Below are 23,411 nucleotides of genomic sequence, written 5' to 3'. Positions count from 1 at the left end.
ACTGTCCGCATGGAACTGCCCGCACATGACGGATAGACAAGACACAGGCGCTGCCTGACGGTAGAAAAACACATGCCGCATCGCAATCCCATGCAGACAGACCTGCTTCCCCCCCCCGCCGACGGGCGCGTGCGGGTCATGCTGACGCTGCCTTTCGCTGGGCCGCTGGACTACCTTGTGCCACCCGCGCTGGCCACGGCGCGGCCGGGTGATATCGTAACCGTGCCGCTGGGCCGCCGCACGGAAACCGGCGTGATATGGGATGCGACATCCAGCCTGCCGCCGGAATTCATGCCCCCCCCGCAAAAGGAAGTGCCCGCCAGCCGCCTCAAGCCCGTCGCAGCCCGCCTTGATCTGCCGCCGCTACCCGCGCAGTTACGCCAGTTCGTGGACTGGGTTGCAGCCTACACCCTGTCGCCGCCGGGCATGGTTCTGGCCATGGCGTTGCGGGCCAACGCGCTGGCCGCCCCGCCCCGGCCCGCCAGCGGCTGGGTTGCGGCCAGCCCGCTGCCGACCGGCCTGCGGCTTACGCCCCCGCGCCAGAAGGTTCTGGACGCGGCCAGCGCATCCCCCCTTTCCACCGGAGATCTTGCCCGGCAGGCCGGGGTCAGTACGGCGGTCATACGCGGACTTGCGCAGGCAGGCGCGCTCAACGCGGTTGAAATCACCCCGCCACCACCCTTCGCCACACCCGATCCCGCGCACTGCCCCCCGCAACTGGGCGGTGAACAGGCGCAGGTCGCCGCCGAACTGCGCGCCAGGGTAACTGAGGACGCATTTTCCATCACCCTGCTGGAAGGGGTGACGGGATCGGGCAAGACCGAAATCTACATGGAAGCCATTGCCGCCTGTCTGGACGCGGGCAGGCAGGCGCTGGTGCTGCTGCCCGAAATCGCCCTGTCGGCCCAGTGGACGGGACGCTTTGGCCGCCGGTTCGGCGCGGAACCGGCATTATGGCATTCCGAACTGGGGTCGCGCCTGCGCCGCCTGACATGGCGGGCGGTGGCCGATGGCACGGCCCGCGTGGTGGTGGGGGCACGCTCGGCGCTGTTCCTGCCGTTCGACCAGCTCGGGCTGATCATCGTGGACGAGGAACACGAAACCGCCTTCAAGCAGGAGGACGGCGTCACCTATCATGCCCGCGACATGGCGGTGGTGCGCGCGCGCATGAGCCGGGCACCCGTCATTCTGGTCTCCGCAACCCCCAGCCTTGAAAGCCTTGCCAATGTCGGGGCCGGTCGCTACCGCCACCTGCGCCTGACCGCGCGGCATGGCAACGCCACCATGCCCGAAGTGCAGACGCTGGACATGCGCGCCGACCCGCCCGAACGCGGGCTGTTCCTGTCACCGGTGCTGACGGGTGCGATCAATGACGCCATCGGCCGGGGCGAACAGGCGATGCTGTTCCTCAACCGCCGGGGGTATGCACCGCTTACGCTGTGCCGTACCTGTGGCCACCGCATGCAGTGCCCCAACTGCACGGCATGGCTGGTGGAACATCGCGCGCGCCATATCCTGACCTGCCACCATTGCGGATATGACGAACCCATTCCGCAGACCTGCCCCAAATGCGCCGATACCGACAGCCTGACCCCCATCGGCCCCGGCGTGGAGCGGATAACGGAGGAAGCGCGCGCCACCTTCCCCGATGCGCGGATACTGGTCATGGCCAGCGATACGCTGAACGGTCCCGCCGCCACCGCCGCCGCCGTGGAGCGCATATCCCGGCGCGAGGTCGATCTGGTGATCGGCACGCAGATCGTGGCCAAGGGCTGGCATTTCGCCCATCTGACCCTTGTGGGCATCGTCGATGCGGATCTTGGCCTCGGGGGTGGCGACCTGCGGGCATCCGAGCGCACTGTCCAGCTCCTGCATCAGGTCGCGGGCCGCGCCGGTCGCGCGGAAGCACCGGGGCGCGTGCTGTTACAGAGCTACGTGCCCGACCACCCGGTCATGCAGGCGCTGGTATCGGGCGATTTCGCAAGCTTCATGCAGCAGGAAGCCGAACAGCGCCGCCCCGGCTTCTGGCCGCCCTATGGCCGTCTGGCCGCCCTGATCGTCAGCGCCGATACGCCCGACGCCGCCGACATGACCGCCCGTGCGCTGGGCCAGAACGCCCCGCAGCTTGACGGCGTGCAGGTGCTTGGCCCCGCCCCCGCGCCACTGGCCATCCTGCGGGGGCGCCATCGCCACCGGCTGCTGCTGCGCGCGCGGCGCAACATCGCAGTGCAGCCGATCGTACGTGAATGGCTTTCCCGCGTAAGGCCGGAACGCGGGGCGCGAATTGACGTGGATATCGACCCGGTTTCCTTCCTGTAATCCCTATCCGGCGGCCTGAAGCTGCGCCAGATCAGACCGCCAGCCGGGCAGTGCGCGTAACGCCGCATGGCGGTCCGCATCAACCGGCGCGCGGGCATGGACCACCACATAATCCCCCCGTAGCGCGCCCCTGCGCATGTCCTGCGCCAGTGATCCCGCGGAATAGGCAAGCGGCACGGCACCCAGCAGCGTCATGCCCGGCTGGCTGTCGAGTGCCCCAAGGCCACTCCAGTCACCCCGGCGGGCGGAATTGAACACCGTCACCACAAAGCCACCCGACCTGACCCGCGTGGCGCACCCCGCCAGAACGGCCCCCAGCGCACGATCATAAACCGCCGTGTTCTTGTCCCGTCCGCGCGCGTTGGACACCACGATTTCCCGCGCCATCGCCACATCCAGCCCCAGCATGGCGTTCCACATCTCGCTCAGTTCAAGATAGGGCACACGGTCCCCATGCGGCGGGTCGGTCAGGAACAGTTGCACGCCCCCGGCAGGCAAGGCCGCAAGCAGGTCGCCCGCATCCATGCAGGCCAGCACCGCCGCCGGACCGCCATTCATGACATGCCCCAGATCAGTCATGGGAACGGGACGGGCATCCCCCCCTGCCACCAGTCCCCGGCGCAGGCGACCGGCACGCTGGGCGAAGCCGTTCCACACATTGCATTCAAAATGCCGCGCAGGCCGCCAGTAGCCCATGGTCCAGCTACCCGGATCGACCCGCCCGTCGCGTTTCAGCGCGCAGACCATGCGCGACATCTGGCCGATGCCCGCACTCAGGGTCAGTTCAAGCGCGCGTCGCACCGCCGCATCATCCACCTGCCGTATGGCGTGCAGCAGCAGGTCGATATTATGCAGCGCGCGCCCGGTAAACAGATCCGGCCAGTCCAGTGCCGCGCTGGCGTTGATGCGCCCGTTATCGAACAGCGCCAGCCGCCGCCAGCCATGGGGATAATAGGCGGCGAAGCGTGCCATCATGGCGTAATCCGGGGCCTGTGCCACGCGCGACGCCCGCCTGCGCCCGGTTGCGGGGCGATGCCATACCGCCTCGATCTCCGGGCCGTTCCACAGCAGGTGGGTGGCGATACGCCCGTCCCCGCCGCAGTAGGTCCGTTCTATTTCCGGCCGCGTCACCCGCGCCAGATGGTCAAGGGCCGCGTGGATATGCCCTTTCCTGCCCGGATCGAGCTGGAAGCGGGCAAGCTGTACCGCCAGCGGGTTAAGGTCGCCCCCCACGAAACGCCGCCCGCCGCGCACGACATCCCCCGCGATCGCACCTGTTCCCATGAACGGATCAGCCACCACATCTCCAGGCTGGCTGAGGAGCGCGACCAGCCCGCGCAATGGCTCCAGCGGTTTCTTGCCCCAGTAACGGTGGAAACCGTGCAGCCCGGCATAGCGGGCTGGCGGGCCCCAGTCCGCTGTCTCACCCATGGGGCGTTGCGTCACTGCGCCTCGGTCGCGTGGGTCATGCCACGCTGCGCACCCGCTTCCGGCGCACGACCGGCCAGTGACAGGGCAACCGCTTCGGCAATGCGGATGCCATCGATCCCGGCGGACAGGATGCCGCCCGCATAACCGGCCCCTTCGCCAGCAGGGAACAGCCCGCGCAGGTTCACGCCCTGTCCATCCGCCCCGCGCGGAATGCGCAGCGGCGAGGAAGTGCGTGTCTCCACCCCCGTCATGACGGCGTCACGCATGGAAAAGCCGGTCAGCTTGCGCTCGAACGCGGGCAGCGCCTCCCGAATGGCCGTAACCGCGAAATCGGGCAGGCAGGCGGACAGGTCGCACGGGGTCACGCCGGGCCTGTAGGATGGGACCACGTCACCCAGCGTGGTGGATGCCCGGCCATCCAGAAAATCGCCCACCGTCTGCGCGGGTGCGAAATAGCGCCCGCCACCGGCCTCATACGCCTTACGTTCCCATTCACGCTGGAAGGCGATGCCCGCCAGCGGACCGCCCGGATAATCGCGTTCGGGTGTCACACCCACCACGATGCCCGCATTGGCGTTGCGTTCGGCGCGGGAATACTGGCTCATGCCGTTAGTCACCACCTGTCCTACCTCCGACGTGGCGGCGACGACCGTGCCACCGGGGCACATGCAGAACGAATAGACCGACCGCCCGTTCGTTGCATGGTGGACCAGCCGGTAATCGGCGGCTCCCAGCAGGGATGGCGTTTCGGGCTGACCGTAACGGGCGGTATTGATGACCGATTGCGGATGTTCGATCCGCACCCCTATGGAAAACGGCTTGGCCACCATCTCCACCCCTGCCGCATGCAGGGCCGTAAACGTGTCGCGCGCGCTGTGCCCGATGGCCAGCACGACGTGGTTTGCGGCTATCTCCTCCCCATCGGCCAGACGCAGCGCGGTCAGGCGCTGGCCGCCCGCGCCGTCATCATCCGTAATAAAATCAGTGACATGCGCGCCGAACCGGTATTCCCCGCCCAGTGCGCCGATCTCCGCACGGATATGCTCCACCATCGAAACCAGCCGGAACGTGCCGATATGCGGATGCGAAAGGTGGAGGATTTCCTCCGGCGCGCCAGCCCGCACGAAGGCGTCCAGCACCTTGCGCCCGTAATGACGGGGATCGCTGACCTGACTGTACAGCTTGCCATCGGAAAACGTGCCCGCCCCCCCTTCGCCAAACTGCACGTTGCTTTCGGGGGTCAGGATGGATTTGCGCCACAGGGCGAAGGTATCGACCGTGCGCTCACGCACCGCCTTGCCGCGTTCAAGCACCAGTGGCCGCAGCCCCATCTGCGCCAGCACCAGTGCGGCCATAAGCCCGCATGGACCCGCCCCGATCACGACAGGGCGCATGAAGCCGGGGCGGGCGGCAAGCTGTGCCCCGTCATTCAGGACAAAACGGTACGACGTATCCGGCGTCGGCATGATGTCACGGGCATCGGCATGGGCGGCCAGAACGGCGGCTTCGTCACGCACGGCGCAGTCCAGCGTGTAGACCAGAACGATCCGCCCGCGCCTGCGCGCGTCATGCCCGCGACGGAATACGGTGATCTGCCCGATATCCGCCTCCGCCACGCCCATCCGCGCGGCCGCGGCCTGTTTCAGCTCGGCCTGTGTATGGTCGATCGGCAGGCGCAGTTGGGTCAGTCTGATCATCGGGTCACGTTTCCATGGCAGGTTGGGGCCGTACGGGTGCCATATCATGCCGGGTGGCCGTACAAAATGTGCTAAGTGCTGGTGACGCGACGCAACCTTCTGCTAGAAGGCGGCGACAGTTCCGGTTCTCCCTGACAAATGGATGCGGCCCCATGGGCGAATGCCAGCACAACCATGGCGAACACAGCCATTCCCATGACCACGACCATACCGATCATGCTGGCCACGCCGGTCATGCGGAGCATGGAGATCATGGTCATGACCGGTGCGACCATGGCCATGGCGGGGGCTTTGGCCACCATCACGTGCATACGCCCGCGTCCTATGGGCGGGCGTTCGCGCTGGGGATTACGCTCAACCTTGCCTATGTAGCGGGCGAAGCCATATGGGGCGTGCGCAGCCATGCGCTGTCGCTGCTGGCCGATGCGGGGCACAACCTGTCCGACGTGCTGGCGCTGGGGGCCGCGTGGGTGGCGGAAATCCTTTCGCGCCGCTCTCCCAGCACGAATTTCACTTACGGGCTGCGCCGGTCCTCCATCCTTGCGGCCCTTGGCAATGCCGTGGCGCTGCTGGTCGTGACCGGCGGCATCATGTGGGAAGCGGTGCTGCGCCTGATCCATCCGCATCCGGTCGCCGGTGTCGAGGTGATGGTGGTGGCCGGAATCGGCATCGCCGTAAACGGGATGACCGCGATGCTGTTCGCAAGCGGCGGAAAAAACGACATCAACCTGCGCGGCGCGTTCATGCACATGGCATCGGACGCGCTCATGTCGCTTGCGGTCGTGGCCGGGGGCGGGCTGATCCTGCTGACCGGCTGGCTGCGGACTGATCCGGTCATCTGTCTTGTCGTGTCGCTGTCCATCATCCTTGCCACATGGTCGCTGCTGCGCGATTCGCTGGACATGGCGCTGGACCGCGTGCCGCGTGGCATCGATCCCGCGCAGGTGGACACCTACCTGCGCACGCTGCCCGGCGTATGCGACCTGCATGACCTGCATATCTGGCCACTCAGCACCACCGAGACGGCGCTGACCGTCCACCTTGTGCGCGCCGCCACCGAAAACGGTCAGGCGACCGACGGCCTGCTGAACCGGGCCGCGCGCGAACTGCATGAACGCTTCGGCATCGTGCATCCCACCTTCCAGATCGAGACCCTGAACGATGCCGACCAGTGCAGTCTTGCCAGCGCCCACACCGTCTGACCGCAGGGGTATGTCAGCCAGCATGTTTGCCAATACCGATACCAAGATCCTCGCGGCATGGTGCAGCGTTGCCGTCAGCCTTATCGCGCTGGGCATGAAATACGCCGCATGGCGCACCACCGGCAGTATCGCGCTGTATTCCGATGCGATCGAGACAATCATCAACGTGGTGTCCGCCGTGGCCGGGCTATGGGCGCTGCGCGTCGCCAGCCTGCCGCCCGATCACAACCACACCTATGGTCATTACAAGGCCGAATACCTGTCCGCCGTGGCGGAAGGCGTGCTGGTCGTCATTACCGCCGTGACCATCGCGCATGAGGCATGGATCGGATTCCAGCACATGCACCGGCCGGAGGATTCCCTGCTGGGCATCTCGCTCAATGGCGGGGCGGGGCTGCTCAACCTTGTGTGGGGGCTGTTCCTGCTGCGCATGGGCCGTGCCCACCACTCCCCCGCCCTTGTGGCGAGCGGGCATCATGTCCTGTCGGATGTTTCGACATCCGGCGTGCTGATCGTGGGCTTCATCCTGATCCCGCTGACCGGCTGGCTGTGGCTGGACCCGCTGCTGGCGGCACTGATCGCGGTGAATGTGCTGCGCACGGGGTGGGAGATGATGCGCACCTCCATCGCGGGCCTTATGGATGAAGCGCCGAATTCGGAAACGCTGGGCGAAATCCGCTCCATCATTTCCCATACCGCCGCTGGCGCGCTGGAAGCCCACGACATCCGTGCGCGCATTGTCGGCGCCATGACCTTCATCGAATTCCATCTGGTCGTGCCGGGTTCCATGAGCGTGGAAAACGCCCACCATATCTGCGACCGGATAGAAGATGGCCTGCGCGAAGGGCTGGGCGATGCGCTGATCAACATTCACGTCGAACCCGAACGCAAGGCCAAGCATAGCGGGGTGCTGGTCCTGCCCTGACGGGCAGCCTCCCGCCCGAATGGGGTCTCCATCCCGCCATGATGGGGCCACTAATACTGGCAATAACCACCGGGCCTGCGTTAAAACTGGTCCGGCACCCGCAACCGGCCTGCCCAACCCGGTTTATCCGTCCGTGCTGTTACTGAAAGTGCATTGCCGTTCATGCGCACCGACCTGACCGAAAGACGCAAGCGGCACATGCGCCACCTGCGCCGTTCCGCCCGCATCACCACCGAACAGTGGCGACGCAAGCTGGCCTGCTGGGCAGCGGCTGTCGTGGTGGGATTCGTGGCCGTGGGTTTCGCCATGGCGGCGGACGCGGCGGCCACGCTGCGCACGCATATCATCCATATCAATCCGTGGATCATGCTGGTGCTGACGCCGGGTGGACTGGCGCTGTCCTCATGGCTGACACGCACATGGTTCCGTGGCGCGCAGGGCAGCGGCATACCGCAGACGATTGCGACCCTGCATCTGGAAAACTTCGCCATCATCGATCGGCTGCTGGCGCTGCGGGTGGCGGCGGGCAAGATCGTGCTGACCTCGCTGGGGCTGCTGGCGGGGGCTTCCATCGGGCGTGAAGGGCCAAGCGTGCAGGTGGGGGCTGCGATCATGCATGCCTGCGGGCGGTGGCTGAACCTGTCCACTGTCAGCATGCGCCGTGGCCTGATTCTGGCGGGCGGCGCGTCCGGCGTGTCCGCTGCGTTCAACACCCCGCTGGCGGGTATCGTCTTCGCCATCGAGGAACTGAGCCATTCCTTTGAACAGCGCACCAGCGGCACGATGCTCACGGGTGTCATCCTGTCGGGTGTGACCGCCATAGCACTGGTGGGCAATTACAGCTATTTCGGCCATACCGACGTGATCGTGCCCGTGGGCATAAGCTGGATCGCGGTGCCGACCTGCGGCATTCTGGGCGGTATTGGGGGTGGAGTGTTTTCCGCCATCCTGATCCGCGCGACACGCGGACTGCCGGGGGGGCTGGGTCGCTTCGCCAAGGGGCGTCCGGTGGCGTTCGCCGCAAGCTGTGGTCTGGTTCTGGCCATCATCGGCATCGCATCGGGCGGGATTACCTACGGCACCGGCTATATTCAGGCGCATGAAATCATCGAGGGGAAGACCCACTACCCCGCGTCGTTCTTCATCCTGAAATTCATCGCCACCATCATATCCTACTGTTCCGGCATTCCGGGCGGCCTGTTTGCGCCGTCACTGGCCATCGGGGCGGGATTTGGCGGCTGGGTGGCGCAGTTCCTGCCGCACACCACGCCGGGGGCGGTGGTGCTGCTGGGTACGGTGGCCTATTTTTCTGCCGTTGTGCAGTCCCCGCTGACCGCATCCGTCATCGTCATGGAAATGTGCGACAACCAGCAGGTCACGCTGGCGCTGCTGGCCACATCCTTTCTGGCCTATGGCGTTTCGCGCATGATCTGTTCGCAGGCGCTCTATTCCGCACTGGCTGAAGCATTCCTTGATGGCATGGCGTCGGCCCCCAAGCCACCTGTCGCAAGCCCACCGCCGCCGGTGCCGCCGTTACCGGCACCCCGCTGACAGCACGCGGTCATACAGCGCCAGCCACTGCGCGGTGACGGCCTGCGGGGTGAAATGCGCCTCGTAATCCCGGCGGCCACCCGACACGATCCGGGCCGCCAGTGCCGCGTCATCCAGCACGCGGCGTAGGGCACCGGCCAGTGCCCCCACATCATCAATAGGAACCAGCATGCCATTTTCGCCGTCGCGTATATGCGCGCGCGGACCATCGGCGGCACAGGCCACCAGCGGGATATCCGCCGACCAGGCATCAAGGATAACGGTGCCAAAGGGTTCATAGCGTGACGGCAGCACGCAGATATCCGCTGCCGCCAGCAAGGCCCCCCGATCCGACCGCCAGCCAAGGAAGTGAACCCGACCGGCAATGCCCAGCCTTTCGGCCTGCGCCATAAGGGCAGCGCGCAGGTTGCCTTCCCCCGCCAGCCAGACATGGCAGCGCGGCAGGGCTGCAAGCGCATCCAGCAGGGTTTCAAGCCCCTTGGCGGGATGCAGGCGTGACAGCACCAGCAGTACCGGCGCATCCGCAGGCGTATCCAGCAACTGACGCAATACCGGCGCTTCGGGCCGGACAGAGGGGAAAGTGGGGATATAGGCTACCCGGTCAGCCGGTGCCCCCCGTTCACGCATGGAGCGGGCCATGTCCGCCGTGCAGCCCACGAACCAGTCGCAATGCGCGAAGGGACGCAGGTCCTTGTAATTACCAAACCAGCCAATGACCGGGATGCCTGTGCCCGTGGGCACGATTTCCGCTGCGCGGCGCAGCCAGCAATGGATGATATCGGGCCGCATGCGCGCAATCAGCCGCCGCAGCGCCAGACGCGCGCCGAGGCGGAGGGGAAAGCGCAGCGGCGCTGTTTCCACATCCATCCCCGCCGCCCGCATTTCCGCCACGCGCGGCGCATGGGGATGCAGGACCGCCTTCTGCGACAGTCCGGCGGCCTGCAGGCTGAGCATGACATCGGTGGAATACAGTTCCGCCCCGCCATTGCCCTGGGCCGCCATGACATGAAGCACGCGCATGCGCTGTCCCGTTCCTTCCGGCATTGCCGTGACCGCCGCCTATCTGGCGGACAGGTCCACCACGCCGGCCCGTCCGTCTTCCGTGCCGAAAGCCAGCGCGCAGCCATCGGGGCTGAAGGCCAGCGCCGACACCGCGCCACCACCCGCAAGGCAGACCGGCAGGATACGCTGCGCGCCCGTATCGGCCATCAGCACCGAACCATCGGCAAAGCCTGCCGCCACGATGTCATGCACCGGATGGCAGGCGATGCGGGTACACATGACACCGGGGATGCCGCCTGCCTCGGTCGGGGGCTTGCCCATCGGGCCACCACCGAAGAACGGCCACATCACGATGGTATCCGCCCCGCTTGTCACCAGCCACTTGCCATTACGGGTAAAGGCCATCGACTGCACCTTGGACGGATAGCCGCTCATGCGCATGTTATGCCCATCGGACAGACGCCATCCATGCAGTTCCGATTCCTGCATGGACGTGACCAGCGCCTCACCCGCCGGGTGGATGGCGATGCCGATATGACTGCCCTTCCATTCCAGCGGACGGACGGTGTCCACCTTCGCCTGCACGAACCACATGGATGCGCCGTTATAGTGCGAGGCCGCGATCCGCTTGCCCTTCGCATCGAACACGATCCCGCTGACGGTGGAGGGATGCTCCAGCACCTTCAGCGTCGTCTGCCCGCTGGCGTCACGCAGTTCGACTTGCCTGCCCGATGCGAACGCGATCACACCACCCTTGTCGTTGCACCATGTGGTGATGTGTTCGATCCACCGCCGCCCCTTGACCAGATCGGTCACGCTGCCATCGGCGGCGACACGGCGCAGGGCGTTGTCGTCCCCCCCGGTCAGGAAGCCGGTGCTGGCGGCATCGGGGGCGATGGCAAGGATCGCGCCGTCATGAACGGTCGTAACATCCCACGCATCCGAACGGCCCCAGTCCGGGCGGCTGGCGACCATGATGTCGCCTTCACCGGTAACAAAGGCGACCTGCCCGCTGTCGCGCGCGATGGCGCAACCGGTGATCTGACCTTCAAGCTGTCGGGTTGCCCCCCGCCGCTCCAGCAGGGACGGCGTCATTGTTTCGTTCACGGTCCCGCTCATTTCGCACGGCAGCTTTCAAAACCGCGACGAAGCTGCGGACGGTTGAGGTTACGCCCGATGAACACAAGGCGGGAGACAGGCTTCTCACCTGCTTTCCACGGGCCGATGAAATCGCCATCGGCCATCATGTGCACGGCCTGGAAGGCGAAGCGACGGTCTTCGCCCGCATAGTTCAGGATGCCCTTGGCGCGCAGGATATCCGCGCCCTTTTCCTGCAGCAGCGCACCGATCCATGCCTGAAAATGCGCGGCGTCGAGCGGTTCTTCCACCTCGAAGGACATGGAGGTCACGTCCGCCTCATGGGAGTGGCTGGTATCCTCAAGGAAATGCGGGGCGTGTTCAAGCGCGCGCTGCAGGTCGAAACCACCCTGATCCAGCACATCGGACAGGGGCACATCGCCACGCTGCGCGCGGTGCAGGCGCGCGACCGCGTTGATCGAGCGGATACGCGATTCGATGGTCGCCAGCGCGACTTCATCCACAAGGTCGGTCTTGTTGAGGATGATGACATCGGCAAAGGCGATCTGGTTCACCGCCTCCGGGCTTTCCTCAAGCGTCTGGATGACGTTGTAGGCATCAACCACCGTCACCACGGCGTCCAGACGGGTCTTGCCGCGAACGTCCTCATCCACGAAAAATGTCTGGGCCACGGGAGCGGGATCGGCAAGGCCGGTGGTCTCGACAATGATGCCGTCAAACTTCGCGCGGCGTTTCATGAGGTTGCCGAGAATACGGATCAGGTCCCCACGCACGGTGCAGCAGATGCAGCCGTTGTTCATCTCGAACACTTCCTCGTCGGCATCGACCACGAGGTCGTTGTCCACGCCGAGTTCACCGAACTCGTTCACCACCACGGCGTATTTGCGACCGTGCTGGGCAGTCAGGATATGATTGAGCAGCGTCGTCTTGCCCGCCCCCAGAAATCCCGTCAGCACCGTAACCGGCACAAGGGCATTCTGGGCTGCGGCATCGGGCGACGCCTGAACGGTATCGGACATGTGGCCTCCGGTCTTTCATTCTGCGCCATGGTGGCGTGTAGCTTGATCTGTCCAGATATAGGGCCATGCGGCGGCGTGTCCCATACCCGGCAGCGCATAAAAGCCAAAAACCCTTCATCCAGCCCCATGATGCAGGGCGGCAAGGCGGGCCGCCTGACGCAGGGCCACGGCGCGTTCGATGCTAAACCGCGCAGCCCTCGCCCGCCCCCGCACGGCAAGGGCCTGGCGGGCGGGCAGGTCATCCATCAGGGACGCGATCGCCCGCGCAAGGCCGGCGGGCGGATCGGGTGCGCACAGGACACCGCCATCCCCCACCACTTCCGGCAGGCCACCGGTGGGGGCTGCAACCAGCGCGGCGCCTGCGGCCATGGCCTCCAGCGCGGTGAGGCCAAACGGTTCGGGCCAGCGGCTGGGCACGACCACTATGGCAGCCTGCTCCATGGCGGACAGCACCGCCGCATGGGGTCGATAGCCCGTCATTTCCACACCTGCCGCATCCGCGCGGGGCGCAAGGTCAGTCAGGAACGGAGTGGCGGGAGCATCCACGCGGAAACGGTCGGCACCGATCATGTCAAAGCGCCAGCCCGGATGGGAGCGCCGCAATTCAGCGCAGGCGGCAACAAACAGGTCCGCCCCCTTGTCCGCCACGACACGCCCGGCAAACAGCACGCATTGCGCGCGCTCCGCCATGGGGGGCACCGTCGCGGGCAATACCGCGCCATTGGGGGAAAGGAGAACCCGCGCCGCGTGGTGCGCTGGCACGCCATCGACAAACCGCCCGCGCAACCAGTCCGAAACACACGCCACCGTCATACGGCGCAGCAGGTCGGCACGCAGGGCGGGCGTATCAGCCCCGCGCATGCCCTGCGGATCGTTATGCAAAACAAGCAGCACCCTTTGGCGGGGGCAATGTCGGGCGATGTAGCGGGCGATATCAGGGCGGTTATGGACTTCAATCACGTCCGTTCCCAGATCGCGCACCACGCGCGTTACCGCGGCAGCGTAGCGCACACTACGCCCGCCCGGCGGCCACAGCCCGGGCCGCACAGGCCGGTAATCATGCCGCGGCAGGAGTGAGGCTGCGGTTAGCGGCGTGCCGACAACCACATCGCCGGGCACGGCCAGCGCCGCCACCTGCCCCCCGATGGCCCCGACCGCGCCCGCGCTGAATCCCTCCCGCGCGGGCAGGACAATGGCGGCGGGCCGGATCATGTCCCGATATGGATCAGGCAATGCCTTCAAAACGCGGCTGCCGCCATTCCTTGGGTTCCTGCGCCGCAAGCTGGTACCATTCATCAACCAGCGGATGCGCGCGCACGGCATCCATATACGCCCGCGATTCCGGCGACGGATTGACGCCATAGGACAGAAAACGCGAGACGATAGGCGCGAACATGGCATCGGCCATGCCCATCGTGCTGCCGAACAGGAAGGGACCGTCCTTGCCAAAATCCAGCCGGGATTCGGTCCAGATCGCGTCGATGCGCGAAATATCGGCATCGATATCCTGCGTGGTGCCCGCGGCAAGCGGCGTGCCGTCGCGGCCGGTATTCATCGGCATGGCGGCGCGTACGGCACGGAACCCGGCATGCATTTCGGCTGCGATACTGCGGGCATAGGCACGCTGACGGGCATCGTCAGGCCACAGGCCCGGCGCCTGTTCGGCGCAGTATTCGCATATGGCAAGACTTTCCCACACCGCGATGCCCTTGTGCTCCAGATACGGCACCTTGCCGTTGGGGGAGATGGTGCGGATGGCGGCGGTCTCCCCATTATCGGCCAGGGGGATCATCTGTTCGCGCACATCCAGCCCGGCCAGACGCACCGCAAGCCAGCCCCGCAGCGACCAGGACGAATACCGGCGTGTGCCTATGACCAGAATACCATCGCTCATGATGCCAATTTTCCTTCGCTTTCGTGACGGCGGATGAAACCACCGCCCAGAACCCTGCTGCCGTCATACATCACGCAGGCCTGACCGGGGGCGGGAACCGCACCTTCGTCCAGTTCCACGCGCGCACCATTGCCTTCGGCCTGAAACACGGTGGCGGGGCGTGCGGCTTCGCGCGCGCGGATCTGCACCGCGCACCGCATGCCTTCCGCCCCCGGCAGAGTCACCAGCCAGTTCATGTCACGCAGCATGAGCGTGCGGGCGACGGCCTGCGCGCGCGGGCCGATCACCACACGCCGCGTCGCAGGCTGGATGCCCACCACCATCTGGCGTTCGCCTTCGCGCATCGCCGCATTGCCCAGCCGCTTGCTCTGGCCCACGGTGTAGCGGGTCACACCTTCATGCTGGCCGACCACATGGCCGCTCTGGTCAACGATCTCACCGGCCCCGGTCACGTCCGGGCGCAGTTTTTCAACAAGCCCGGCATAGGAACCATCGGTAACAAAACACAGGTCCTGACTGTCTGGCTTGGCGGCGACGGCAAGGCCGAAGCGTTCAGCTTCCGCGCGCACGGCGGCCTTGTCGGGCATGTCACCCAGCGGAAAGCGCAGGAAATCAAGCTGGTCGCGCGTGGTGGCGAACAGGAACCATGACTGGTCGCGCCCGGCGTCCACGGGGCGATGCATCTCAACCCCGTCGGGGCCTTCCACGCGGCGGACGTAATGCCCGGTGGCCATGGCATCCACGCCAAGGTCGCGCGCCATGCCCAGCAGATCGGTAAACTTGACGCCCTGATTGCACGCAACGCAGGGAACCGGGGTTTCCCCCGCCGCATAGGCATCGGCGAAAGTGCCGATCACGCTGTCATGGAAACGGCGTTCGGCATCAATCACGTAATGGGGGATACCCAGCCTGTCGGCCACGCGACGGGCATCGTGAATGTCGCGTCCGGCACAGCACGCGCCCTTCTTGCTGCTTTCGCGTGAATCGTAAAGCTGGAGCGTGGCGCCGATCACTTCATGCCCCTCGTCCACCAGACGTGCGGCAACGACAGAACTGTCCACCCCGCCAGACATGGCCACAAGAATGCGCATGGCTCGGTTCCACTTTCCCTAAATGCCAGCAATGCCCGCAGGACTATCAGCCCCCGGGCACCACAGGTCAAACATCATGTTTACGACAGGGCGTGACCATCCGGGGCCAGCGCCTGCCTGTCCAGCCGTCAGGACGTGCGCGGCAGGCGCACGACCAGTCCATCAAGCGCTTCGGTCATCACGATCTGGCAGCCCAGACGGGATGTCTTTTCCAAACCGAATGCAAGGTCGAGCATGTCTTCCTCGTCCTCGGTCGGCGGGGTCAGCTTCGTGGCCCATTCCGGGTCCACCACCACGTGGCAGGTCGCGCAGGCCAGCGAGCCTTCGCATGCGCCTTCAAGGTCGACCCCGTTCTTATGGGCGATTTCCAGTACCGACAGACCCAGCGGGGCCGCGACTTCGCGGCGGGTGCCATCACGCTCTATGAATACTATATGCGCCATCTTTCCATCCTGCCTGTATCATCCGCCCGTTACCGGGGCGAAGAACTGCCTGTCGCGCGGCACCGTGCCACAGCTTGGCACAGGATCTCCGCCGCGCGATCCACATCGGCGGGTGAGGTATAGCGTCCGACGGCCAGACGCAAGCCTTCCGCCGCCTGTGCCGCGTCCATATCCATCGCCGTCAGCACGTAGGACGGCACCACCTCCGCCGAGGAACAGGCCGAACCCGTGGACAGGCACAGTGCCGGCACCGCCGCCAGCAGGTCCACCGCCCGCACCCCTGAAAAGCGCAGGTTCAGGTTGCCCGCCAGCCGCCCGGACAGGGTGCCATGCACATGTACGTCCCCACACCCGGCCCGCAGCGCCGCCAGCAGCCGGTCACGCAGGCTGGCCATCCTGACCCGTTCCTGCGCGCCTTCTTCCCGTGCGATGCGGCAGGCCGCGCCGAATCCGACCAGCAGTGGCGCGGGCAGCGTGCCCGAACGCAGCCCGCGCTCCTGTCCCCCGCCAGAAAACAGCGGGGCCAGCCGCACGCGCGGCCTGCGGCGCACGAACAGCGCGCCCACCCCTTTCGGCCCGTACAGCTTGTGCGCGGAAACGGAAGCCAGATCGAGATCCCACGCCCGCACGTCAACATCCACCTTGCCCGCCGCCTGCGCCAGATCGCTGTGCAGCAGCGCGCCCGCCCCGCGCACCAGCGGCGCGAGGGCGGCGAGGTCGTGCAGCACGCCGGTTTCGTTATTCGCCGCCATGATGCTGACCAGCAGCGTGGGTACTTCCAGCGCACGGGCCAGCACTTCGGGATTCAGCGTGCCATCGGGCCTGACGGGCAGGATCACCGGCTCGCACCCTTCGCGGGCAAGGTCGCGCACGGATTCCAGCACGCATTTATGTTCCGTCGCCACCGTGATGACGCGCCTGCGCGGATCGCCACGTTCCAGCAGGTGACGGACAGCCCCCTTGATGGCGAGGTTGTTGGCTTCGGTCGCGCCGGATGTGAACACGATTTCACGCGCTTCGGCACCCAGCAGTTGCGCCACTTCGCCACGCGCCTGTTCCACCGCATCATGGGCCGCGCGACCGGCGACGTGATCCAGACTGTGGGGATTGGCGAAGCTGTCGGTAAACCATGGCAGCATTTCAGCCACCACACGCGGATCACACGGTGTCGTGGCCTGATAATCCAGATAGATCAGGTCCTGCGCGTTCATGGCCTGCCCCCTGCCCGCGCGCCCAGCCGCAGTGCCATGGCGGTATAGGCGGCAATGAAACCATCGACTTCGGCCTGCGTGATCGACCATGGCAGGGAGACACGGATGGCGCAGCCTGCATCCTCTCCATAGCCCATGGCTTCAAGCACATGCGATCGCGCCACCTTGCCCGACGAGCATGCGGACCCGGCCGAGACACCATATCCCGCCATGTCCAGCGCGATGATCTGGGTCTGCGCGCTGCATCCGGGCAGCAGCAGCGTGCCTGTATTGGCAAGGCGCGGCGCGCCTGCCCCGCATATCGTAGCCCCTGCGGCTACGGCAGCGGCATCAATCCGGTCACGCCATATGCGGTGCCGGTCCGCCTGCGCCGCCATGCCCGCGCAGGCGATGCGGGCTGCGGCAGCCATGCCTGCAATGGCGGGCAGGCCCGGCGTACCGCCGCGCCGCCCCTGTTCCTGTCCCCCGCCCGCCAGCAGCGGCTGGACGCTGCGGAAACGGTCGCCCGCCAGCAGCAGCGCGCCCGCGCCTTTGGGACCGCCAAATTTATGGCCTGAAATCGCGATGCTGTCCGCGTCCAGCCCGTCCAGCGTGAATGCGATCCGTCCCGCCGCCTGCACCGCATCAACATGCACAAGCGCGCCATGGGCGTGACACAGCGCAGCGATTTCACGCACCGGATTGATGACGCCCGTTTCATTATTGGCCAGCATGACACAGACCAGCGCCGGATCATCCGCCGCGGCAAGCATCCGTTCCAGCGCCGTCATGTCCAGCACGCCGTCCGGGCGCACCGCAATGACACCGGCCACGCCCGCCGCGCGCACGGCATCATGTTCCGTCGCCCCCGCCAGCACGCGCCGCCCGGCACCCAGCCCGGTAACCGCCAGCACGTTCGCCTCCGTCCCGCCCGATGTCAGGACGCAGTTTTCCGCCTGCACGCCAAACAGGGCGGCCAGCCCCTCGCGCGCGGTTTCGAGTTCCGCCCGCGCACCACGTCCCGCGCGATGCACGGATGACGGATTTCCCGCCACCTGCGCCGCCTGCGTCATGGCCGCCAGCGCCTCTGGCCGGATGGGCTCGGACGCATTCGCGTCAAGGTAGGTAAAGCTATCGCGTGGGGTACTCATGCTGTCCGGCCATATGGGTTGCGCCAAGTCCTTTTGCGACAGGAATTACGATTTATCTGGCATTTTGTGAATCCACACCGCTATAAGGCAGCGCAACATAATATTTATTGCAACGTGTTATGGGGGATGGCCACATCTTTTCATACCGCTGCCTCAATGTCGCCCGCCCGGCTGCCGGGCATGGCAAGGAGAGCGAACCAGCACGATACACCCCGCCCGGACGGCGCATAAAAGCCATTCTGCGGGCCGGGACACCAACAAACCCTGCACCATATCTGCCCCCCGCGCAGGGCACGCCTGCCGAAGATGCACTTTCATACAGTAGGTGGAATGCCCATTATCGGGTGGGTTGGTATACTTCCGGGCTGACAGTTCCAGACCGGGCAGTTTCTGTTTCCACCCAGTCAGAGCCGGATGAATACCGGGTACCATCCCGCCCCCGGCGCGGGAATGACGGGTAACAGCGTATTCTCTGCCTGCCGACCTGACGGGGCATCGCCGGTCAGCAGGCTGTAACAGTAACCTTCCCGATGCAATGCCTGAAATGCGTCGGGAAACGAAAATGCGGGATACCTATGCCTGAGGTCATGTTTGCCGGCCCTGATGGCCGTCTGGAAGGTCGATACCACCATTCAAGCGCGCCCAACGCGCCGCTTGCGCTGGTGCTGCATCCCCATCCGCTGCACGGCGGGACCATGAATAACCGCATCACCTACGCGATGTACCGCACGTTCGAGAAGATGGGCTTCTCCGTCATGCGCTACAACTCACGCGGGGTTGGCCGTTCACAGGGCCGCTATGATGGTGGCATCGGCGAGATTTCGGACGCCGCAGCAGCCCTTGACTGGATGCAGATGGTCAACCCGAACGCCAGCGGACTGTGGATCGCGGGGTATTCGTTCGGGGCGTTCGTCGGCATGCAGCTTCTCATGCGCCGCCCGGAAATCACGGGGTGGATCAGCGTGGCACCACCTGCCAACCATTATGATTTCGGCTTCCTTGCCCCGTGTCCCTGTGGCGGGCTCATGATCGCGGGGGAAAACGACGAACTCGTACCCGAACCCGCCGTGCGCAAGCTGGTGGACAAGCTGAACACCCAGAAGGGCGTGACCGTGGATTACCGCATTTTCAAGGGTGCGGACCATGTTTTCGCCAACCATGCCGATCAGGTGGCCGACGCGGTGGAAGACCATGTCAGCACCGTCATGAACCGCAAGGCGCTGGCGCTGGCCGCCGACTGATTCACCCACCCGGTGGGGCGGGCTGTTCCATGAAGTGCGGCGAACATGCTAGAGGCTGGTCCGCGCCGGGGCGGCCCGGCCAGCGATGCACATCTCAGCGCGGAACAGATCATGCCCAAGAGTGAATTCCTCCGGGAAGCCGAAGCACGCGGCTTCATATTCCAGTGCACCGACATGGAGGCGCTGGACGCCGCCATGCAGGCCGGTCCGGTAGCGGGCTATATCGGTTTCGACCCCACGGCGGACAGCCTGCATGTGGGCAGCCTTATCCAGATCATGATGCTGCGCCTGCTGCACCGCCATGGCCACCGCCCGGTGGCGCTGGCCGGTGGCGGCACGGCGCGGATTGGCGATCCCTCCTTCCGGGAAGAAGCGCGCAAGCTCATGACGGCGGAAACCATCGCCACCAACCTGCGTGGGGTGGAAGGCTGCCTGCGCCAGTTCCTGCCGCTTGGCACCGGCCCGAACGAACCGCTGCTGACCAATAATGCCGACTGGCTGGACCGGCTGTCCTACATCGACCTGCTGCGCGATGTGGGCATCCATTTTTCCGTCAACCGCATGCTGTCCTTCGACTCGGTCCGTTCGCGCCTTGACCGTGAACAGGGCCTGACCTTTCTGGAATTCAATTATTCCATTCTCCAGTCCTACGATTTCAAGGAACTGAACAGCCGTCATGGTGTGACGCTGCAGATGGGCGGATCGGACCAGTGGGGCAACATTGTGTCGGGCATCGATCTTGTCCGCAGGATGAATGGCGCACAGGTTTTCGGCCTGACAACGCCACTGCTGACCACAAGTTCCGGGGCCAAGATGGGCAAGACGGCGCAGGGTGCCGTCTGGCTTTCGGCCCACCGCCTGCCGGTATTCGATTACTGGCAGTTCTGGCGCAATGTGGAGGATGCGGATGTTGGCCGCTTCCTCAAGCTGTTCACCGACCTGCCGATCGAGGAATGTGACCGCCTTGCCGCCCTTGGCGGGGCCGAAATCAATGAGGCGAAGAAGATCCTCGCCACCGAAGCCACGGCCCTGTGCCATGGCCGCGCCGCCGCCGAGGAAGCCGCCGAAGCCGCCCGCCGCACGTTTGAGGAAGGCAGCACGACCGCTGCCCTGCCCACGGTTACCATACCGTCCGCCCTGCTGACCGAAGGACTGCCCGCCTTCCGCCTGTTCGTGGAAGCCGGTTTCGCCGCCAGCAACGGGGAAGCCCGCCGCCTGATCCGTGGTGGCGGCGCGCGCGTGAATGATGTGGTGGTGACGGATGAGGCGCAGGCCGTATCCGCTGCTGACCTGCATGATGGCGCCATCAAGCTCTCCTCGGGGCGCAAGCGGCACATTCTGGTCCGCCCGGCCTGAGGTAATACGGCCATGCCCCGCAGGCGCACAGGCAGGGATGCGGCAGCAACGCGGCAGGCCGACCTGTTCGCGCCTGCGCCGCCAGATCCGGTGGCACCGGAACAGGCCGCCCCGCCACGGGACCTGCCCGCCATATCGCCCGCCCTATGGGAACGACTGGCCTATTCGCGCTTTCGCGCCCGGTTCCATCTGGGCGCAAGGGAACGCGCCTATCTGGACAGACATGGCCTGCCGGAAGTCATGACGCATGCTGCCCGGTTCCTTGCGACCCGTCTGGCCCCCGCCCATCCCGACAAGGATGGCAGGCAGACGCCCTGGCGCGGGCATCCGGTCTTCATCGCCCAGCATGCGACCGGCACATGCTGCCGGGGATGTGTCGCCAAATGGCACGCCATGCCGGCGGGCCAGCCGCTTGATGACGGGCAGCAGGCCTATCTGCTGGCCGTCATACAGGAATGGCTGCGGCGGGATGCTGCGGCACAGGATGGGGCAGACACACCCATATCCGATCGCCGCTGATCCAGCATTCATAAGATTGCGCCACGGGAGCCGCCACGTCGGCACCCGGCGCACGGGCGGTGCCATCGGGCGCAAAGCCCCACATATGGGCCGGGCAGACAATGCGCCCATCCAGCACATAACCGGCGGACAGGCGGGCATTGCCATGCGGGCAGCGGTCATCCAGCACGGCAGGACGTTCACCCGCCATCCATACCACCAGCGCCCGCCCGGCACACAGCACGCGTTGCGGGGCCATACGCGCATCCCCCACAGTACACAGCATGCGGGAACCCGGTAACGCCCGTTTCATTAATGCCTTACTCCCGCCCGGTTTGCGGATACCATCTTACGCGCGGTGGGCGTGTCGTCTATCCTGACAGCATTCCGCAGGCATCGCCCGCCATTTACAGGATTTGATGACGCATGGCTTTCTCCCCCCGGCATGAACAGCTTCTGGACCGCCTGGCCGAGGTCGCCGTCCGCACTGGCGTGAACATCGCGCACGGGCAGCAGCTTCTCATCACCGCCCCGCTTGACGCCGTGCCGCTGGTGCGCCGGATTACCGAACATGCCTACCGGGCGGGTGCATCGCTGGTGACACCGTTCTATGCGGATGATGAGGCAACGCTCGCCCGTTTCCATTACGCCGCCGATGATACGCTGGATACCGCAGCCGACTGGCTGCACGAAGGCATGGCCAATGCCTATCGCAAGGGTGCGGCGCGCATGGCGATCACGGGCGGCAATCCCGTCCTTCTGGCCAATCAGGACCCCGAACGGGTATCGCGCGTGTCACGCGCGGCATCGCGCGCCGGTCGCCCGGCCATGGAACTGATCACCCGCTTTGCCGTCAACTGGAACATCGTGGCCTTCGCCACCCCCGCATGGGCAGCGCAGGTCTTCCCCGACCTGCCGCAGGATGAAGCGGTCAGCCGCCTGTGGGATGCGATCTTTCAGGCATCGCGCGTAACGGTGGATGACCCGGTGGCCGAATGGAAGGCCCATAACGCCTACCTGAACCGGCGCACGACGTGGCTGAACCAGCGGCGCTTCGCGGCCCTGCATTTCACCGGACCGGGCACGGATCTGACCGTGGGGCTGGCGGATGGCCACGCCTGGGCAGGCGGCGCCGAACCCGCCGGGAACGGAATCGTGTGCAATCCCAACATCCCGACCGAGGAAGTGTTCACCACCCCGCATGCCCGCAAGGTCAGCGGGACGGTATGCGCGACCAAGCCGCTGTTCCATCAGGGCACGCTGATTGACAATATCGCCGTCCGCTTTGAGGAAGGCCGCATTGTCGAAGCCCGTGCCAGCAGCGGTCAGACCGTTCTGGAACGCATCCTTGATACCGATGAGGGCGCGCGCAGGCTGGGTGAAGTGGCGCTGGTGCCCGCATCGTCCCCCATTTCCCAAAGCGGCATCCTGTTCCGCAATACGCTGTTTGACGAGAACGCGGCCAGCCATATCGCGCTGGGCCAGTCCTATGCCAAATGCATGGTCGATGCGGACAGCCTGACCGAAGCCCATCTGGCGCAGCAGGGCGCCAATACCAGTTTCATCCATATTGACTGGATGATCGGGTCCAGCAAAATCAATGTCGACGCCATCAACCACGATGGCAGCCGCGAACCCCTGATGAGACAGGGCGAATGGAGCAACCAGCCATGACCTCTTCCTTCGTGCGCAAAGCGCTTCTGGCCACCGTGTGCGCCCTTGCCGTAGCCCACATGCCCGGCGGCATGCGCCCGGCGATGGCCCAGCAACCCACACAGCAGCAGGAACTCACCCCCGAACAGCAGGCCGCCATCCAGCGCGACGTGCAGACCGTGGCGCAGTATCGCCTGCCGGATGATTTTTTCGCGCGCATGCTGCCGGTCATCCAGCAGATCAAGCTGGCCCATATCAATCCGCCGGAAACCCCCAGCATGACGCTGGAGGAAACCATCCAGCGTACCCAGTCCATGCCGCAGCTCCTGCCGATCCTGCAGCGCAACCGCATGTCCCCGCGTGAGTTCGTCATGAACATCACCACTTTCGGCATGACGCAGGCCGTACTGCAGCACCCGCCGCAGGACAGCAAGGACATGCCGCCGCTCAACCCGCATAACATCACCCTGATCAAGACCCACCAGCCCGAAGTGCAGGCCCTGCTTCAGGCCATGGGCGGCGGTCAGGGCGGCCAGCAGGCCCCGGCGCGCTAGATAAAAGTTTGGGTGCCGTCTTTCAAAAAGGCGGCATCTGCCGAAGCTTTTTGCAAAAAGCTTCACCAAAGCCTTCTTTATGGGGCGAAGGCTGCG

The 23,411-nt window shown here is 65.6% G+C and carries 21 protein-coding genes; 9 read left to right on the top strand and 12 right to left on the bottom strand.

The features are described 5' to 3' along the window. Positions 1 to 72: 72 nt before the first annotated feature. The gene (locus KSAC_RS11875; RefSeq protein ID WP_132305550.1) at positions 73 to 2,319 is read left to right on the top strand and encodes a primosomal protein N'; all 2,247 of its coding nucleotides are present in this window, start codon (positions 73 to 75) and stop codon (positions 2,317 to 2,319) included. 3 nt (positions 2,320 to 2,322) lie between these two features. Here KSAC_RS11875 and KSAC_RS11870 read toward each other — a convergent pair whose 3' ends face one another. Both KSAC_RS11870 and KSAC_RS11865 read right to left on the bottom strand, forming a co-directional pair. Continuing rightward, the gene (locus tag KSAC_RS11870) at positions 2,323 to 3,750 is read right to left on the bottom strand and encodes a DNA methyltransferase (protein WP_132305548.1); all 1,428 of its coding nucleotides are present in this window, start codon (positions 3,748 to 3,750) and stop codon (positions 2,323 to 2,325) included. An 11-nt stretch (positions 3,751 to 3,761) separates the two neighbouring features. After that, positions 3,762 to 5,447: an NAD(P)/FAD-dependent oxidoreductase gene (locus KSAC_RS11865; RefSeq protein WP_132305546.1), complete on the bottom strand. Its 1,686-nt coding sequence runs from the start codon at positions 5,445 to 5,447 to the stop codon at positions 3,762 to 3,764. A 152-nt stretch (positions 5,448 to 5,599) separates the two neighbouring features. Between KSAC_RS11865 and KSAC_RS11860 the strand changes: the two genes are divergently transcribed. The 3 genes from KSAC_RS11860 to KSAC_RS11850 all read left to right on the top strand — a co-directional run bounded on the left by KSAC_RS11860 (position 5,600) and on the right by KSAC_RS11850 (position 9,125). Then, positions 5,600 to 6,649 (top strand): cation diffusion facilitator family transporter, encoded by a 1,050-nt coding sequence (locus tag KSAC_RS11860; protein WP_102324734.1) that lies wholly within the window; start codon positions 5,600 to 5,602, stop codon positions 6,647 to 6,649. A gap of 22 nt (positions 6,650 to 6,671) precedes the next feature. Next, a complete protein-coding gene (locus KSAC_RS11855; protein WP_102324857.1) occupies positions 6,672 to 7,574 on the top strand; it encodes a cation diffusion facilitator family transporter in 903 nt (300 codons plus the stop codon). A 198-nt stretch (positions 7,575 to 7,772) separates the two neighbouring features. After that, positions 7,773 to 9,125, top strand: coding sequence for a chloride channel protein (locus tag KSAC_RS11850; RefSeq protein WP_110546991.1), 1,353 nt, complete (start codon positions 7,773 to 7,775; stop codon positions 9,123 to 9,125). Here KSAC_RS11850 and KSAC_RS11845 read toward each other — a convergent pair. The 9 genes from KSAC_RS11845 to KSAC_RS11805 all read right to left on the bottom strand — a co-directional run bounded on the left by KSAC_RS11845 (position 9,108) and on the right by KSAC_RS11805 (position 18,013). Further along, positions 9,108 to 10,145: a glycosyltransferase gene (locus KSAC_RS11845; RefSeq protein WP_132305545.1), complete on the bottom strand. Its 1,038-nt coding sequence runs from the start codon at positions 10,143 to 10,145 to the stop codon at positions 9,108 to 9,110. The two genes, KSAC_RS11850 and KSAC_RS11845, sit on opposite strands and share 18 nt — an antisense overlap. A gap of 39 nt (positions 10,146 to 10,184) precedes the next feature. Beyond that, positions 10,185 to 11,246 carry a WD40 repeat domain-containing protein gene (locus tag KSAC_RS11840; protein ID WP_102324736.1) on the bottom strand — a complete coding sequence of 354 codons (1,062 nt, stop codon included), beginning with the start codon at positions 11,244 to 11,246 and terminating at the stop codon, positions 10,185 to 10,187. After that, positions 11,243 to 12,244, bottom strand: a complete 1,002-nt coding sequence (locus tag KSAC_RS11835; protein ID WP_102324737.1) for a CobW family GTP-binding protein — start codon at positions 12,242 to 12,244, stop codon at positions 11,243 to 11,245. The genes KSAC_RS11840 and KSAC_RS11835 overlap by 4 nt, the downstream gene beginning before the upstream one ends. 114 nt (positions 12,245 to 12,358) lie before the next feature. After that, positions 12,359 to 13,456: a glycosyltransferase family 4 protein gene (locus KSAC_RS11830; protein ID WP_132305543.1), complete on the bottom strand. Its 1,098-nt coding sequence runs from the start codon at positions 13,454 to 13,456 to the stop codon at positions 12,359 to 12,361. Between the two features lie 13 nt (positions 13,457 to 13,469). After that, positions 13,470 to 14,138, bottom strand: coding sequence for a glutathione S-transferase family protein (locus KSAC_RS11825; RefSeq protein WP_102324739.1), 669 nt, complete (start codon positions 14,136 to 14,138; stop codon positions 13,470 to 13,472). Then, positions 14,135 to 15,229 (bottom strand): tRNA 2-thiouridine(34) synthase MnmA, encoded by a 1,095-nt coding sequence (gene mnmA, locus KSAC_RS11820; protein ID WP_132305541.1) that lies wholly within the window; start codon positions 15,227 to 15,229, stop codon positions 14,135 to 14,137. Before mnmA ends, KSAC_RS11825 begins: the two co-directional genes overlap by 4 nt. Positions 15,230 to 15,357: 128 nt before the next feature. After that, positions 15,358 to 15,672, bottom strand: coding sequence for a ferredoxin family 2Fe-2S iron-sulfur cluster binding protein (locus KSAC_RS11815; protein ID WP_102324741.1), 315 nt, complete (start codon positions 15,670 to 15,672; stop codon positions 15,358 to 15,360). Positions 15,673 to 15,701: 29 nt separating this feature from the next. After that, a complete protein-coding gene (locus KSAC_RS11810) occupies positions 15,702 to 16,883 on the bottom strand; it encodes a cysteine desulfurase family protein (protein WP_132305539.1) in 1,182 nt (393 codons plus the stop codon). Then, positions 16,880 to 18,013, bottom strand: coding sequence for a cysteine desulfurase family protein (locus KSAC_RS11805; RefSeq protein WP_132305537.1), 1,134 nt, complete (start codon positions 18,011 to 18,013; stop codon positions 16,880 to 16,882). Before KSAC_RS11805 ends, KSAC_RS11810 begins: the two co-directional genes overlap by 4 nt. Positions 18,014 to 18,588: 575 nt before the next feature. Here KSAC_RS11805 and KSAC_RS11800 point away from each other — a divergent pair. The 3 genes from KSAC_RS11800 to KSAC_RS11790 all read left to right on the top strand — a co-directional run bounded on the left by KSAC_RS11800 (position 18,589) and on the right by KSAC_RS11790 (position 21,129). After that, on the top strand, positions 18,589 to 19,254 hold the full coding sequence (locus tag KSAC_RS11800; RefSeq protein ID WP_102324744.1) for an alpha/beta hydrolase: 666 nt from the start codon (positions 18,589 to 18,591) through the stop codon (positions 19,252 to 19,254). A gap of 111 nt (positions 19,255 to 19,365) precedes the next feature. Then, positions 19,366 to 20,610 (top strand): tyrosine--tRNA ligase, encoded by a 1,245-nt coding sequence (gene tyrS / locus KSAC_RS11795; RefSeq protein ID WP_132306261.1) that lies wholly within the window; start codon positions 19,366 to 19,368, stop codon positions 20,608 to 20,610. Positions 20,611 to 20,622: 12 nt separating this feature from the next. Next, a complete protein-coding gene (locus KSAC_RS11790) occupies positions 20,623 to 21,129 on the top strand; it encodes a DUF4186 domain-containing protein (RefSeq protein WP_132305535.1) in 507 nt (168 codons plus the stop codon). On the opposite strand, the gene KSAC_RS11785 is transcribed toward KSAC_RS11790, so the two are convergent. After that, positions 21,056 to 21,421, bottom strand: coding sequence for a Rieske (2Fe-2S) protein (locus KSAC_RS11785; protein WP_132305533.1), 366 nt, complete (start codon positions 21,419 to 21,421; stop codon positions 21,056 to 21,058). The two genes, KSAC_RS11790 and KSAC_RS11785, sit on opposite strands and share 74 nt — an antisense overlap. A 113-nt stretch (positions 21,422 to 21,534) precedes the next feature. Between KSAC_RS11785 and KSAC_RS11780 the strand changes: the two genes are divergently transcribed. Together KSAC_RS11780 and KSAC_RS11775 are read left to right on the top strand one after the other, a co-directional pair. Continuing rightward, positions 21,535 to 22,782: an aminopeptidase gene (locus tag KSAC_RS11780; protein WP_132305531.1), complete on the top strand. Its 1,248-nt coding sequence runs from the start codon at positions 21,535 to 21,537 to the stop codon at positions 22,780 to 22,782. Then, entirely contained in the window at positions 22,779 to 23,315 is a 537-nt protein-coding gene (locus KSAC_RS11775; RefSeq protein WP_102324748.1) for a hypothetical protein, read from the top strand. Before KSAC_RS11780 ends, KSAC_RS11775 begins: the two co-directional genes overlap by 4 nt. The last annotated feature ends 96 nt before the right edge of the window (positions 23,316 to 23,411 follow it).

Origin of the sequence: Komagataeibacter saccharivorans (assembly GCF_004348195.1) — a bacterium.
GTDB lineage: Bacteria > Pseudomonadota > Alphaproteobacteria > Acetobacterales > Acetobacteraceae > Komagataeibacter > Komagataeibacter saccharivorans.
This window is presented reverse-complemented; position numbering and strand designations above follow the sequence as displayed.

Coding starts and splice junctions, on each gene's coding strand:
- KSAC_RS11875 (WP_132305550.1), top strand. CDS start 73: ATGCCGCATCGCAATCCCATGCAGACAGACCTGCTTCCCCCCCCCGCC.
- KSAC_RS11870 (WP_132305548.1), bottom strand. CDS start 3,750: ATGGGTGAGACAGCGGACTGGGGCCCGCCAGCCCGCTATGCCGGGCTG.
- KSAC_RS11865 (WP_132305546.1), bottom strand. CDS start 5,447: ATGATCAGACTGACCCAACTGCGCCTGCCGATCGACCATACACAGGCC.
- KSAC_RS11860 (WP_102324734.1), top strand. CDS start 5,600: ATGGGCGAATGCCAGCACAACCATGGCGAACACAGCCATTCCCATGAC.
- KSAC_RS11855 (WP_102324857.1), top strand. CDS start 6,672: ATGTTTGCCAATACCGATACCAAGATCCTCGCGGCATGGTGCAGCGTT.
- KSAC_RS11850 (WP_110546991.1), top strand. CDS start 7,773: ATGCGCCACCTGCGCCGTTCCGCCCGCATCACCACCGAACAGTGGCGA.
- KSAC_RS11845 (WP_132305545.1), bottom strand. CDS start 10,145: ATGCGCGTGCTTCATGTCATGGCGGCCCAGGGCAATGGCGGGGCGGAA.
- KSAC_RS11840 (WP_102324736.1), bottom strand. CDS start 11,246: ATGAGCGGGACCGTGAACGAAACAATGACGCCGTCCCTGCTGGAGCGG.
- KSAC_RS11835 (WP_102324737.1), bottom strand. CDS start 12,244: ATGTCCGATACCGTTCAGGCGTCGCCCGATGCCGCAGCCCAGAATGCC.
- KSAC_RS11830 (WP_132305543.1), bottom strand. CDS start 13,456: ATGATCCGGCCCGCCGCCATTGTCCTGCCCGCGCGGGAGGGATTCAGC.
- KSAC_RS11825 (WP_102324739.1), bottom strand. CDS start 14,138: ATGAGCGATGGTATTCTGGTCATAGGCACACGCCGGTATTCGTCCTGG.
- mnmA (WP_132305541.1), bottom strand. CDS start 15,229: ATGCGCATTCTTGTGGCCATGTCTGGCGGGGTGGACAGTTCTGTCGTT.
- KSAC_RS11815 (WP_102324741.1), bottom strand. CDS start 15,672: ATGGCGCATATAGTATTCATAGAGCGTGATGGCACCCGCCGCGAAGTC.
- KSAC_RS11810 (WP_132305539.1), bottom strand. CDS start 16,883: ATGAACGCGCAGGACCTGATCTATCTGGATTATCAGGCCACGACACCG.
- KSAC_RS11805 (WP_132305537.1), bottom strand. CDS start 18,013: ATGAGTACCCCACGCGATAGCTTTACCTACCTTGACGCGAATGCGTCC.
- KSAC_RS11800 (WP_102324744.1), top strand. CDS start 18,589: ATGCCTGAGGTCATGTTTGCCGGCCCTGATGGCCGTCTGGAAGGTCGA.
- tyrS (WP_132306261.1), top strand. CDS start 19,366: ATGCCCAAGAGTGAATTCCTCCGGGAAGCCGAAGCACGCGGCTTCATA.
- KSAC_RS11790 (WP_132305535.1), top strand. CDS start 20,623: ATGCCCCGCAGGCGCACAGGCAGGGATGCGGCAGCAACGCGGCAGGCC.
- KSAC_RS11785 (WP_132305533.1), bottom strand. CDS start 21,421: ATGAAACGGGCGTTACCGGGTTCCCGCATGCTGTGTACTGTGGGGGAT.
- KSAC_RS11780 (WP_132305531.1), top strand. CDS start 21,535: ATGGCTTTCTCCCCCCGGCATGAACAGCTTCTGGACCGCCTGGCCGAG.
- KSAC_RS11775 (WP_102324748.1), top strand. CDS start 22,779: ATGACCTCTTCCTTCGTGCGCAAAGCGCTTCTGGCCACCGTGTGCGCC.